Source organism: Paraprevotella xylaniphila YIT 11841, from assembly GCF_900683745.1.
Lineage (GTDB): Bacteria > Bacteroidota > Bacteroidia > Bacteroidales > Bacteroidaceae > Paraprevotella > Paraprevotella xylaniphila.
This window is the reverse complement of record NZ_LR215980.1, coordinates 818,524-831,791: the sequence shown is the minus strand read 5'-3', so window position 1 is coordinate 831,791 and position 13,268 is coordinate 818,524. Positions and strand designations below refer to the sequence as shown.

The following is a 13,268-nucleotide window of genomic DNA, read 5'->3' as shown; positions in this document are numbered from 1 at the left end:
GATTTCTTTATGTTGAAATATATTATCATTCATCCGGCGGACAATGTGGCCGTGGCTTTGCAACCGTTGGAGGAGGGAGAAAGCATCACATACGGGAGCACGATTGTCAAGGTGAGGGAGCAGGTTCCGGCCGGCCATAAAGTCTCGTTCGCCCATATTGCCGCCGGACAGGACGTTATCAAGTATGGCAGCCCCATCGGGCATGCCACGGAAACGATAGAGCCGGGCCGATGGGTGAACGAGCGGATGTTGCGTACCAACCTGAAGGGCATATCGGATTACCGGTACCAACCCGTACCCGTCCCATGCCCCCTGCCCGACTGCCTGCGGACCTTCTCGGGTTATGCACGCAGGAACGGCGAAGTGGGCATCCGCAACGAATTATGGATTATCCCCACCGTGGGATGCGTCAACGGCGTAGCCGAACGTTTGGCGCGGATGCTCGAAAAGGAAACCCGTGCCGAAGGAATAGACGGCATCAGGGCTTACACGCATAATTACGGGTGTTCGCAATTAGGAGACGACCACGAGCATACGCGCCTCATCCTGCGCGACATGGCACTCCATCCCAATGCCGGCGGCGTGTTGATAATCGGCTTGGGTTGCGAAAACAACCAGCCCGACGCATTCCGTGCCTTACTTGGAGACTATGACACGGAGCGCATACGCTTTATGGTCTGCCAACACGAGGAGGACGAGATGGAGAGCGGGATGACGATTCTCCGGGATTTATATGCCCGGATGGTGGGAGACAGCCGGACGGAAGTGCCGATGGGGAAACTGAAAATAGGACTCAAATGCGGAGGTTCCGACGGCTTTTCCGGCATTACGGCCAATCCGCTTTTAGGATGTTTCTCAGACTACCTCGTGGCACAAGGGGGCACCACGGTGCTTACAGAGGTGCCTGAAATGTTCGGTGCCGAAACGCTTTTGATGGCGCGTTGCAAGGATGCGGCGGTTTTCCGGAAGACCGTCTCGCTCATCAATGGTTTCAAGGACTATTTCATCAGCCACGGGCAACCGGTCTTCGAGAACCCCTCGCCGGGAAACAAGGCCGGGGGGATTTCCACCTTGGAAGAAAAGTCATTGGGATGTACGCAGAAATCCGGGACGACTGCCGTGTGCGACGTGTTGGAATATGGAGAAACCTTGTCTTCTCCGGGACTGAATTTGCTGAGTGCTCCCGGCAACGACCTTGTGGCCAGTACCGCTTTGGCGGCCTCCGGATGCCATATCGTGCTGTTCACGACCGGACGCGGCACGCCTTTCGGTACGTTTGTGCCCACCGTGAAGATTTCGTCCCACACCGGATTGGCGGAGAAAAAGTCTAATTGGATAGATTTCAATGCCGGCACGTTACTGGAAGGAGAACCCATGCCACTCGTATTGGAACGCTTCACGTCTTTCGTCCTCGACGTGGCCAGTGGGCGGCAGACGTTGAACGAAGAGAACGGTTATCACGAAATTGCTATTTTCAAGTCCGGCGTTACCCTGTAAACCGGAATCATGCTTCCGGAAGATTTTCGCTTTCCGGAAGCTTTTCTTTAAAGAAAAGACTTACCTTTGCGTAGTAAACAACTTGATATGACGGACGACAAAGATAAACAATGGACGGTTTTGGAGAGTGAATACCTCATCCGTCGCCCCTGGCTGACTGCCCGGCGCGACAAGGTGAGGCTTCCCAATGGCGTGGAAAATGACGAATACTACGTGTTGGAGTATCCGGATTGGGTCAATGTGATAGCCTTGACCGAAGATGGAAAATTTATCATGGAAAGGCAATACCGTCATGGATTGCAGTGGACCGGTTATGAGATATGTGCCGGGGTGTGCGAAGAAGGGGAAACACCGTTGGAATCCGCTCAAAGGGAACTGCACGAAGAAACGGGATTCGGTGGCGGGGTATGGGCGCACTTGATGACCATTTCGCCCAATACGTCTTCCATGAACAACCAATGCCATTGTTTTGTGGCACGGGGAGTGAAACGCATGTCGGCTCCCCACCGGGAAGCCACCGAGGACATCAGCGTGCATTTCCTAACCGTGGAGGAAGTGCGCAGCCTCTTGCAGCACAACGAAATCAAGCAGGCGTTGATGCTCGCTCCGTTATGGCGTTATTTTGCAGAGCACCATCTATGGTAGGTCAGGCTTCATCCGCTTCCGAATGGCAGGACATGCTGTCCGGTCGCCTTCCTATGCGGGAAGTCCGCGCCTGTGGGAAACGCTTGGCATACGATGGCATGTTCCGCGACACGTTGTACCGTATCATAGCGGATGGCGACAGCCGCATGGCGGAAAATGCTGCATGGATCTTCACGTATGCGGATACCGACCTTTTGCCAAGCCTCCCACCGCACTACGTGGGCACGTGGATGGAACGTGCCATGGATACCCGGAGCGAAACGCTCCGCCGCCTGTTGCTCACGCTCATTTCCCGTTCTGTGCTCCCCCACCCGTTCCGTACGGATTTCTTGGACTATTGCCTTATCGGCATGTCTTCTTCCCGGTATCCCTATAGCGTCCGTGCACTTTGTATGAAACTGGCCTATAAATTATGCCTCCCCCATCCAGAGTTGCTGGACGAATTGAAGTCAAATCTCGAAATCATGGAACCGGATCTTCTTCCGCCCTCATTGCGCAGTGTGCGCTGCCGTGTCATGGTTGGTATTGTTTCCCAAAAACGAGGATAAGGCTACTGACAAAATGTCAGTCTTTATCTATACGGGCCGCACATGCCGGACACAGTCCTTTGAGTACATAATTCACCCCGTGCAGGACGAATCCTTCCGGTGCCTGCACCACCGGGACCGCCTGACTCCGAAAACAGAAAGCCCGATGGCATCCTTCGCAATAGAAATGTACGTGTTGGTCGCTCACCGAACAAGTGCAATCGTCGCTGCATACCGCATATTTCAGTGCGCCTGACCCGTCATCAATGGCATGAATCAGGTGATGGTCCAGAAACAGCGAGATGGTGCGGAATATGGTGGACTTATCCACGGTTTGCAGTCTTTCTTCCAAGTCGGGTTGTGACACGGCACGGTTCATTTCCATCATCGTACGGAGAATAAACAGACGGATGGCTGTGGGTTTCACGTTCCGTAAATTCAGTTTATGCAAATAGATGTCTTCTTCCATAATGTATATGCCTCCAATATAACCATGGGATAAAGGTACGTGCTTTATCCCATAGTATGGCGATGGTTTAATCTTTTTTATCACTCAACAGCCGGACGGCATTCAGAATGGCCAACAAAGCCACACCCACGTCGGCAAAGACGGCTTCCCACAAGGTGGCCGCACCGAAAGCACCCAACGCCAATACAAGCAGTTTCACCCCAAGGGCACCGATGATGTTCTGCCACACGACGGCTCGTGTGCGGCGACCTATGCGAATGGCTTCGGCTATCTTCGACGGTTGGTCGGTTTGCAGGATGATGTCGGCCGCTTCGATGGCCACGTCGCTTCCCAACCCGCCCATCGCAATGCCTACCTTGCTGACAGCCAATACGGGCGCATCGTTCAGTCCGTCGCCGACGAAAGCCACACGCGCATGTTCTTCTGTTTGGAATTCTTCGATATGCCGCACTTTGTCCTCCGGCATCAGGTCGCCGAAATAACGGGAAATCCCTAATTGTCCGGCCAGTTTGCCCACCAATGCCGACTTGTCTCCGGATAAAATGCAGAGGTTGCGGATGCCCAGGCCATGGAGAGCCGCCACGGCACGGGATGCGTCGGGTTTCGGCTCGTCGGCCAACAGCAGGTAGCCGGCATAGCGTCCGTCGAGGGCCACAACCACAATCGTGTCGGGAATGTGAAGGATGTCTTCGGGATAAGCCACTTGGTTTTGAGCCAATAATGCCGCCTTCCCGACTAAAAGTTCGCCTCGGTCGGTCATGGCGCGCAGACCTAATCCGGCCCGTTCTTCCGTATTTCTTACCGCAGGAAGCGTTATGGCCTGTTGTTTGGCATATTCACCGACGGCACGGGCTATGGGATGGTTGCTTCCGGATTCCGCCGCTGCGGCCCATGCCAGCAGTTCGTCGGCTGTGAGGCCGCCGGAAGGATGTACTTCCTGCACCCGGAAGACGCCGCAGGTCAGTGTGCCGGTCTTATCGAATACTACGGCATCTATATGGGTAATGGCGTCCAGATAGTTACTGCCTTTGAACAGGATTCCCCGGCGTGAGGCAGCCCCGATTCCTCCGAAATAGCCCAACGGTATGCTGACCACCAATGCACAGGGGCAGGAAATGACGAGAAAGACCAACGCCCGGTAGAGCCATGCATGAAAATCGTAGATGAAACCGGGATGCCATGAGGCATAAAGCCAAGGCAACACGACCAACAGTGCGGCAAGCATCGTGACAGCCGGAGTGTAGACACGGGCAAACCGGCGGATAAACTGTTCGGTGGGAGCTTTGCGTGAAGCCGCATGCTGTACCATGTCGAGGATACGTGACAGGGCGCTGTCGGTATAGCCGCGTACAGTGCGTAATCTGACGACCCGTTCGGTCGGTATCATACCGGCCAGTACTTCTTCGTCTTGTCCAATCATGCGCGGCACGCTTTCGCCGGTCAATGCGGCGGTATTGAAAGCGGTTTCAGGCTCCAACAACACACCGTCCAAGGGGACGCGTTCGCCTGTCTTGACTTCAATCTCCTCTCCTACCCCCACGGTTTCCGGTGCCACCGTCTGCCATTGCCCGTCGCGCCGTACGGTGGCAGTCTGCGGCCGCACGTCCAACAACGACTTGATATGGCTCCGGGCTTTGTCCACCGCACGGTCCTGAAACATCTCTCCCACGGCATAAAAGAGCATGACCGCCACAGCTTCCGGATATTCTCCGATATAGAAAGCGCCGAGCGAGGCCGACAGCATCAGCGTAAATTCATTGAAAAAGTCCTTGTGGCGAATGGTTTCCCACGCCTCTTTCATGATGGGGAACGCTACGGGCAACCACCCCACGAAGAACCAACACAGCCGTACCCATGAAGGGCGAAAAAAGGCAGTGTCCATGCTTTGACATGTGATGCCGCTGATCAAAACTGCGAAAGAAAACCACAGACACAGGTTGGTTTTCCGATTGTTTTCCGTGTGGCAGATGCCGTGACCGCACCCACAGGTATGTGCTTTTGTTTTCACTATATGGCTTTTTTATGATTTCTATGGCAAAGTTATCCGGTTTTCCGTGCAACTTGGTTGCATAAAACATTTCGGCTAATGGAATAGCACACTTCCCATGTATACAAAAAATGCGGCTTTTCACAAAGCCGCATACATTAACCTAAAATTTTAATAATTATAAAAAGTTAAACTGTGCCACGTTTTTCACAAGACATGACACCCACATCTAAAAACATTAAAACCAAGGTATGCGGTTTTCGCAAATCACATACCACAAAATTAACCAATTGTATTACTCATAAAAATCTAATGTCCTTTGTCATTATATACGCGCTTCGGCAATATAGCCCAAAGCCTCTTTACATTTGTCGGTAATGTATTGCCAATTCCCGGCAGCAACTTCTTCTTTCGGGAACAATTTGGAACCCATCCCCACACAGTAGACTCCGGCTTTGACCCATGCGGTCAGATTCTCTTTCGTAGGAGCCACGCCGCCCGTCACCATAAGCTTGGTCCATGGGCAGGGTGCCATCATCCCTTTCACGAAAGCCGGGCCGTACACGTCACCGGGGAAGAGCTTGCAAAGGTCGCAGCCCAATTCCTGTGCCTTGCCGATTTCCGATACTGTGCCGCATCCCGGACAGTAGGGCACCAAACGGCGGTTGCATACCGGTACGATGTCAGGATTGAACAACGGCCCTACCACGAAGCAAGCTCCTAACTGGATGTAGAGGGCTGCTGTAGGGGCATCCACAACGGAACCTATGCCCAAAGCCAGTTCCGGGCATTCCTTGGCAGCGAATTTCACGCATTCTGCAAACACATCCTGGGCAAAATCGCCACGGTTGGTGAATTCAAATGCGCGCACGCCACCATCATAGCACGCCTTGATTACTTTCTTGGCCGTTTCGGCATTGGAATGATAGAATACGGGAACCATGCCGGTTTCCCCTATTTTTTGCATGACTGCAAGTTTATCGAATTTTGCCATATCTTTTTCTTGTTATCGTTGGACGGGTTTATCTTTGTACACGACCGTTGGCAGAACCTCCGGCCAAAGCTGCCACTTCTTCGGCGGATACCATGTTGAAGTCGCCCGGAATTGTGTGCTTCAAAGCCGAAGTCGCTACGGCAAACTCCAACGCCTCGCCTTGGGTCTTCATTGTCAGCAAGCCGTGAATGATGCCTCCTGAGAAAGAATCGCCTCCTCCGACACGGTCGATGATGGGGTCTATGTCGTAACGTTTGGACACATAGAACTCCTTACCGTCGTATATCATGGCTTTCCACCCGTTGTGAGTGGCCGAGATGGATTCACGCAAAGTGGAAATGACGTACTTGAAACCGAACGTGTCCATCATGCCTTTGAAAATGCCTTTGTAACCCTCGGCTTCCGTGCTGCCCCCTTCTACGTCCGCATCCGGCTTGAAGCCCAGACAAAGTTCTGCGTCTTCTTCGTTGCCGATGCATACGTCCACGTATTGCATCAGAGGCTTCATAATGCTTTGGGCTTTCTCCGATGTCCAAAGCTTCTTGCGGAAATTGAGGTCGCAGGAAACGGTCACGCCGTGCTTTTTGGCTGCAATACATGCCTGGCGCAAACATTCGGCACTGGCATCTGAAATGGCCGGTGTGATACCGCTCCAATGAAACCAGTCGGCACCTTCCATGATGGCATCGAAATCGAAATCGTCCGGGCAAGCCTCTGCAATAGACGACCCTGCACGGTCGTAAATGACTTTGGACGGACGCATGGAGGCTCCTGTTTCCAGATAATATATTCCCACGCGCTGACCGCCACGGGCGATGAAATCAGTGTGTACGCCATAACGGCGCAAGGCATTTACGGCAGCCTGACCTATTTCATGCTTGGGCAGTTTGGAAACAAAGTAGGCCTCATGTCCATAATGGGCACAACTTACGGCTACGTTGGCTTCCCCGCCCCCGTAATTAATATCAAATGTGTCTGTCTGTACAAAACGAGATTGTCCGGGTGTAGACAAACGGAGCATGATTTCTCCCATCGTTATTATTTTTCCCATACCTGTATTTTGGTTATTGTTAGCCTTGGTTTTTACTGTTAACCCACACAATTTATTTTTTTGATATGCAAAAATAGATATTTTTTCCGTAAGGCGTTCTTTTTTACGGAAAAATAAATCAAAAAAACGAGTTTTTGTTTTTTTCATACCTTGTGTACCATTAAAATAACGTATCTTCGTACCATTTCGTTTCTCGAATAAGAAAGAGTATTATGTGGGAAGTCCATTCGTCAGATAAAATCAGAATCAAAGATATAGCCGAACGTTCCGGCGTTTCGGTAGGTACAGTAGACCGTGTGTTGCATAACCGTCCCAATGTCTCGGGTAAGGCGAGAGCCAAAGTGGAAGCTATATTGAAGGAAATCAATTATCAGCCTAACATGTATGCCAGTGCCTTGGCATATAACCGTAAATATACGTTTTGCTGCCTGCTTCCCGGTCACGACAGGAATGCTTATTGGACCAACGTGGAAAAAGGGTTGCGGCAGTGCATTCTTAATCGGGGCGATTTCCACCTTTCGTTGATTACGGAGTATTATGACCAGTTTGAAGGTAGTTCTTTTGCCTCTGCCGCCGAGCGTATTTGGGATAAAAAGCCGGACGGGGTGGTCATTGTCCCACAAAATTTCGATGTGACCCAGACGTTTTGCCGCCGGTTACAGGAACAGGACATTCCATTTGTCTTTTTGGATTCCAATGTTCCCGAGATAGAGCCGTTGGCTTTCTTCGGACAAGATTCCTTGAAGAGTGGTTATTTTGCCGGGCGCATCTTCATGATGCAGGCCGGCGGACACGCCCGGCGCATTTTGTTGATGAAGCTCATGTCGAAAGGGCGTGTGGCCTCCCGTCAGCAGGAATACCGCGAGGTGGGTTTCAGGGAATACATGACGACATATTATCCGGATTGCGAAGTAGTGGAGCTTTCCCTGCAACTTGACGGAGAGGACGGATACGAAAGCAGGATACGTGCATTTTTGGATGAACATCCGGACATCCGGCATTGCATCACGTTCTGTTCCCGCGCATACATTTTGGGAGAATACTTTCAACATAACAGCTTGAAAGATTTCCATTTGTTTGGCTACGACATGGTGGGACGGAATGTGGAATGCCTCAAACAAGGCACTATCGATTTTCTTATTGCCCAACATCCGTGGAAACAAGGCTACAACAGCGTGAAGGCGCTGTTCAACCATATCGTGTTGAAGAAAGCCGTACAGCAATGCAATTACATGCCGCTTGAATTGTTGACGGCTGAGAATTATATTTATTATACGGCCGACGAGAAATGACCGGCCGTCCACATGTAAACGTTGCGAAATGTCTATAAATGGAAAAAGTGTGGCAGCCATCAGTCCGCTGCTCGTTTTCGTGCTCCTTTATCTCGTGACCAGCATTATCGTCCGTGACTTCTATAAAGTGCCTATCACGGTGGCTTTCATGGTGTCGTCCGTCTATGCGGTCGCGACCATGCGTGGCGTTCCGTTGGAAGAGAGGGTAAAGGTATATTCCCAAGGAGCCGGTTCGCCGAACCTTATGCTGATGATATGGATTTTTATCCTTGCAGGAGCTTTTGCCGCATCGGCCAAAGCCATGGGGGCTATCGACGCGACGGTGAACCTTTCCCTGCAACTCTTGCCGGAGAACCTGCTGTTGGGAGGCATTTTTCTGGCAGCTTGCTTCATCTCGCTTTCCATAGGGACTTCTGTCGGTACGATTGTGGCGTTAACGCCTTTGGCGGCAGGTATAGCCCACGAGACAGGGACAGGTCTTCCGTTGTTGGTAGCTATCGTAGCCGGAGGAGCTTTTTTCGGCGACAACTTGTCGTTCATATCCGATACGACTATTACGGCTACCCGTACGCAAGGATGTAAGTTGAGCGATAAGTTTAAAGTCAATTCACAAATCGTCATGCCTGCAGCCGCCATCGCGTTCGCATTGTATATATTTATGGGAGTACATATCCACGCACCGCAACAACTGCCCGAAGTGGACTGGATTAAGGTGGTTCCTTATATGGTGGTGTTGGTTACGGCCGTTGCGGGAATGAACGTCATGATGGTTTTAGTGCTCGGGGTGGTATTGAGCGGTGTGGTTGGCGTTTTTACGGGTACATACGATTTGTTCGGTTGGTTTGCTGCCATGGGAGAAGGCATCACCGGAATGGGGGAACTGATTATCATTACGATGATGGCGGGCGGACTGATGGAAACCATCCGCTACAACGGAGGTATAGATTATATCCTACACGCACTGACCCGGCATATACGTTCCAAACGCGGGGCGGAATTAAGCATAGCGGCATTAGTGAGCGTTATCAATTTGTGTACGGCTAATAACACGGTAGCCATCATCACGGCAGGCCCGTTGGCCCATGACATAGCCGGAAAGTACGGAGTGGATAAGCGCAAAAGCGCAAGTATCCTGGATACGTTTTCTTGTTTTACGCAAGGGCTGATTCCATACGGGGCACAGCTCCTGATGGCTGCCGGGTTGGCATCCATCAACCCGATAGACATCATACCTTATTTATATTATCCGTTCATCATGGGGGCTTGTGCGCTGCTGAGCATACTGTTCCGTTACCCGAAAAAGTATTCCTGACGTGGATGAATGCCCAGTTGGATTGTGGGGAAAAACTATCAAAAAAAAGAAAAAGCCGATGAAATTTGAATTAAAGGAAAATGCCGGCCTTCCGGCGCATATACTGTGGACATTGGCCATCGTGGCCGGCATCTCCGTAGCGAACCTGTATTACAACCAACCTTTGCTGAACCTTATGCGGGCTGATTTGGGCATCTCGGACTTTCAGGCTAATCTGATTGCCATGATAACGCAAGTTGGGTACGCGCTTGGTTTGCTCTTCATCGTACCGCTCGGTGATTTATATCGCAGGAAAAGAATCATATTAATCAATTTCATCCTGCTCGTCTTTGCTTTGTTGGCCATGGCGGTGGCTGAAAGTATTTATACGGTTTGGACAGCTTCTTTAGTGACGGGTATTTGTTCCATGATTCCTCAAATATTTGTTCCTATAGCTTCCCAATACTCCCGTCCTGAACATAAGGGGCGCAATGTGGGAGTGGTCATTTCCGGCCTGCTTACCGGCATCTTAGCCTCCAGAGTGATCAGCGGTTGGGTGGGAGAACTGTTGGGATGGCGCGAGATGTACTTTATTGCTGCCGGACTGATGTGCATCTGTGCCTTCGTCGTCCTGAAGGTACTTCCCGACATACGTCCTACGTTCGAGGGGCGATACAGTACTTTGATGAAATCCCTGTTCCACCTTCTACGGGATTATCCAGCCCTCCGTATTTATTCCATACGGTCGGGATTGGCCTTCGGATCGTTTCTGGCGATGTGGTCATGCTTAGCTTTCAAGATGGGAAGCGCGCCGTTTTATGCCGACAGCGATGTGATTGGCGGACTGGGGTTATGCGGAATCGCCGGGGCACTCACGGCTTCTTTCGTAGGGAAATATGTGAAACGTGTAGGCATACGTAATTTTAATTTCATCGGTTGCAGTCTGATTCTGTCGGCATGGGCTTCATTGTATTGGGGTGGAAACAGTTATGTCGGTATCATTGCCGGAGTTCTGCTTATCGATATCGGCATGCAATGTATCCAACTCAGCAATCAAGCCAGTATCTTTGAACTGTGCCCCTCGGCCTCCAATCGTGTCAATACCATTTTCATGACCACTTACTTTGTAGGCGGTTCCATGGGGACTTTTCTGGCCGGAAGTTTCTGGCACATCGGCGGATGGGCAGGTGTGACCGCAGTCGGCGTTTTGCTGACGTTATGCTCTCTTTCCATCACATTGCGTTCCAAGAAATAATAAGGAATTTCATCCGTAGGATCATTCTTCCAACCAATCATCCGAGGGGCTGAAAGCCTTGTCGGCAAAAAGTTCTGCCAACCCCGATATTTGTTTCAACCGCAGAAGTTCGTCCTTGTCCATCCCTATATTGCGTATGATCCAACTGTCCGACATTCCGGATTTGGTCAGTTCAGACACGATATGGCTCATTAATTCCACCGAATGCATGCCGCGGGCCCGGTTGTGCCGTATGGTAGATGCCATGCGTTCCGAAAGGTCTTTGTCGATAACGGAAACAGGAAGCAACCCCTTCTCCCGTTCATAAATGCGTGGTGAAGTTTTCATGACTTGGTAACGATGGAATCCGTCTACGATTTCATACACGTCTTCTTCTTTCCGGTAATAACATACGCAGGGCATGGTGTAACCGTCTTCCCATATTGAGAGTTCCAGAAGTTTCATTTCAGGAGGAGCCACTATGTTAGGATTATATTCGTTTGCCACAACCTTTTCGATAGGCACCGCAATAATATTGTATACCGGGCTTTTATATTTGTCCATGTTCTAACGCTTTATATTTCTTCATTACTCTTTCGCGCAGTTCTTTTTCCTGCTTGGTTTGTGCAAATCCCATGTATTTACACGTATGGTCGTTTTTCAATATACAGATACACATGCGTTTATAGGTCGGTATCTCTTTAAATTCGGGGATGTCGATGTCGTCCAGATATTCCATTCTTACCGGCTGCTTGTCCGTATGGTAGGCCGTTTCGCCTCCTAACTTGAAATTCACGCCCAATGCCTTCAGCCGTTCTATGGTCTCTTCGGCAAGGCATCCCCCGCGTTCTCTCCAAAAGCGTTTGCTCACGTCAAGTTTCCTCAGATAATTCTGCCGCGTCTTATCGGGAAGGGTGTCTAAAAGGAAATACATGTACTCCTCCCAAGAAAAGCCTTTCGGGCACTTGATGGACTTCCAACCCATGGCCACGGTACGGCCATAAATACCTGCAAAATTCACCCCATTGACACGACCGAGCATCCGTCCCCAAGTATCAGGGTCGATGACGCGGTAAACGGACAATGCCGAGATGGCTTGGGAAATAAACGGACTGGCCACACGTTGGTGAGCGATAGGAATTCCGGCCTGATAGTATAAGTCATACAAATGGTTGTACGTCCATTTGAATTTTCCGTTGGCCGTCCAAATATCTGTGGTTTTCCAGTCGTAAATGGGATATGCGTTGTATATGTGATGGTCGAGCCTGTGAGTCCATTTATAATAGGCCAAACGTTTGTAGTTTCTGTCACTGTGGATGCTTCTCCATCGGTTAAAGCTCTCTTGCGTGCGTATCCCCACCAAGCAACAGACACGCTTGCATTTCTTTTGCATACGTAACCATGGGGCAAAAAGGTGTTGGAAATCATAGTCCCATAGTTCCTCGTTGAAAAACTCGAAGTCTTTGGCCGTATAGCAATCTTTGGGCTTTTCCCGAACCCAGATGTCACGCTTGCTCTCCTCCCACGGACGCCAATAAGATTGGTACATGGAAGTGCAAGTGGAAACTTTAAAAGGAACGCAACAGTGGTATACCTCCAACATATCAGGATGGGAAGCCATGGTTTGTTCCACATATTCCGTAGTTTGCCGGTACTGTGCCTCGTAATCCATGTGGAATACTCCAAGCTTCCGGCCCGGTTCATGCTTTCGAAGGTAGTCGATACATAAGTTTAAAAGCACGCCACTGTCCTTACCTCCGGAAAAGGATACATATACATAGTCGAAATAATCAAAAATGATTTTTAATCTCCGTTGCGTGGCTTCGTATACATTTAACTGGCGTATCATATTTCAGGGACAGGAATATACTCCATTTTATCATAAAGAGTCAGTTGCTTATCTGTTCGGAATTGATTTTGCCGGAAAGCTTCCGTATGACGTTTATGCACTAAGGCCGTCAGTAAAGAGTCGGCTTCCAAATCGTCGATGACATGATGTAACAAAGCATCAATCGTTTCCGTACGGTCTCCTTGTATGTAATAATTATCTATATGGTAATTCTTTTCATTTTTCTTCAAGGGGATGAATCCGACGATTACTCCGTCCGATATGGCGATATACCACAAGTAGCGGTTGGAGGTTTTAAAGGGATAATTATTATTCTGTCTTAAAATGGCCGGGTTCATGACCAGAGGTCCCACAAGTGGATACAGTCTGGCATCCACCCCATTCAAACGCATTATCTCCATGCTTACAGGTAATTTTGTCCGACGTTCACTT

Annotated in this window: 13 protein-coding genes; 6 read left to right on the top strand and 7 right to left on the bottom strand. The window is 50.2% G+C overall.

Annotation, left to right across the window (positions count from 1 at the left end):
- Positions 1-9 precede the first annotated feature (9 nt).
- From E0E47_RS03310 to E0E47_RS03300, 3 genes are all read left to right on the top strand, one after another.
- On the top strand, positions 10-1,497 hold the full coding sequence (locus tag E0E47_RS03310) for a UxaA family hydrolase (protein ID WP_130892880.1): 1,488 nt from the start codon (positions 10-12) through the stop codon (positions 1,495-1,497).
- Positions 1,498-1,584: 87 nt separating this feature from the next.
- The gene (locus tag E0E47_RS03305) at positions 1,585-2,142 is read left to right on the top strand and encodes an NUDIX hydrolase (protein WP_130892879.1); all 558 of its coding nucleotides are present in this window, start codon (positions 1,585-1,587) and stop codon (positions 2,140-2,142) included.
- Positions 2,136-2,690, top strand: a complete 555-nt coding sequence (locus tag E0E47_RS03300) for a hypothetical protein (protein WP_130892878.1) — start codon at positions 2,136-2,138, stop codon at positions 2,688-2,690. The genes E0E47_RS03305 and E0E47_RS03300 overlap by 7 nt, the downstream gene beginning before the upstream one ends.
- 16 nt (positions 2,691-2,706) lie before the next feature.
- Here the strand turns inward: E0E47_RS03300 and E0E47_RS03295 are convergent, their stop codons facing one another.
- From E0E47_RS03295 to E0E47_RS03280, 4 genes are all read right to left on the bottom strand, one after another.
- Positions 2,707-3,138: a Fur family transcriptional regulator gene (locus tag E0E47_RS03295; RefSeq protein ID WP_130892877.1), complete on the bottom strand. Its 432-nt coding sequence runs from the start codon at positions 3,136-3,138 to the stop codon at positions 2,707-2,709.
- 67 nt (positions 3,139-3,205) lie between these two features.
- Positions 3,206-5,020 carry a heavy metal translocating P-type ATPase gene (locus tag E0E47_RS03290; RefSeq protein WP_232038514.1) on the bottom strand — a complete coding sequence of 605 codons (1,815 nt, stop codon included), beginning with the start codon at positions 5,018-5,020 and terminating at the stop codon, positions 3,206-3,208.
- A 430-nt stretch (positions 5,021-5,450) separates the two neighbouring features.
- Positions 5,451-6,119 carry a bifunctional 4-hydroxy-2-oxoglutarate aldolase/2-dehydro-3-deoxy-phosphogluconate aldolase gene (locus E0E47_RS03285; protein ID WP_008629215.1) on the bottom strand — a complete coding sequence of 223 codons (669 nt, stop codon included), beginning with the start codon at positions 6,117-6,119 and terminating at the stop codon, positions 5,451-5,453.
- Positions 6,120-6,147: 28 nt separating this feature from the next.
- Positions 6,148-7,170 carry a sugar kinase gene (locus tag E0E47_RS03280; RefSeq protein ID WP_130892876.1) on the bottom strand — a complete coding sequence of 341 codons (1,023 nt, stop codon included), beginning with the start codon at positions 7,168-7,170 and terminating at the stop codon, positions 6,148-6,150.
- Positions 7,171-7,382: 212 nt separating this feature from the next.
- On the opposite strand from E0E47_RS03280, the gene E0E47_RS03275 reads away from it, so the two are divergent.
- Genes E0E47_RS03275 through E0E47_RS03265 form a run of 3 tightly spaced genes read left to right on the top strand, consistent with a single transcriptional unit; the run spans position 7,383 to position 11,008 of the window.
- Positions 7,383-8,462, top strand: a complete 1,080-nt coding sequence (locus E0E47_RS03275; protein ID WP_008627603.1) for a LacI family DNA-binding transcriptional regulator — start codon at positions 7,383-7,385, stop codon at positions 8,460-8,462.
- Positions 8,463-8,490: 28 nt separating this feature from the next.
- Positions 8,491-9,774, top strand: a complete 1,284-nt coding sequence (locus E0E47_RS03270; RefSeq protein ID WP_130892875.1) for a Na+/H+ antiporter NhaC family protein — start codon at positions 8,491-8,493, stop codon at positions 9,772-9,774.
- A gap of 58 nt (positions 9,775-9,832) precedes the next feature.
- Positions 9,833-11,008: an MFS transporter gene (locus E0E47_RS03265; RefSeq protein WP_040602866.1), complete on the top strand. Its 1,176-nt coding sequence runs from the start codon at positions 9,833-9,835 to the stop codon at positions 11,006-11,008.
- 21 nt (positions 11,009-11,029) lie between these two features.
- Here E0E47_RS03265 and E0E47_RS03260 read toward each other — a convergent pair whose 3' ends face one another.
- From E0E47_RS03260 to E0E47_RS03250, 3 genes are read right to left on the bottom strand one after another with little or no spacing between them, the layout of a single operon-like run.
- Positions 11,030-11,551 carry an IbrB-like domain-containing protein gene (locus tag E0E47_RS03260; RefSeq protein WP_008627598.1) on the bottom strand — a complete coding sequence of 174 codons (522 nt, stop codon included), beginning with the start codon at positions 11,549-11,551 and terminating at the stop codon, positions 11,030-11,032.
- On the bottom strand, positions 11,538-12,836 hold the full coding sequence (locus E0E47_RS03255; RefSeq protein WP_130892874.1) for a DUF3440 domain-containing protein: 1,299 nt from the start codon (positions 12,834-12,836) through the stop codon (positions 11,538-11,540). Before E0E47_RS03255 ends, E0E47_RS03260 begins: the two co-directional genes overlap by 14 nt.
- Positions 12,833-13,237, bottom strand: a complete 405-nt coding sequence (locus E0E47_RS03250) for a hypothetical protein (protein ID WP_008627594.1) — start codon at positions 13,235-13,237, stop codon at positions 12,833-12,835. Before E0E47_RS03250 ends, E0E47_RS03255 begins: the two co-directional genes overlap by 4 nt.
- Positions 13,238-13,268: the final 31 nt, after the last annotated feature.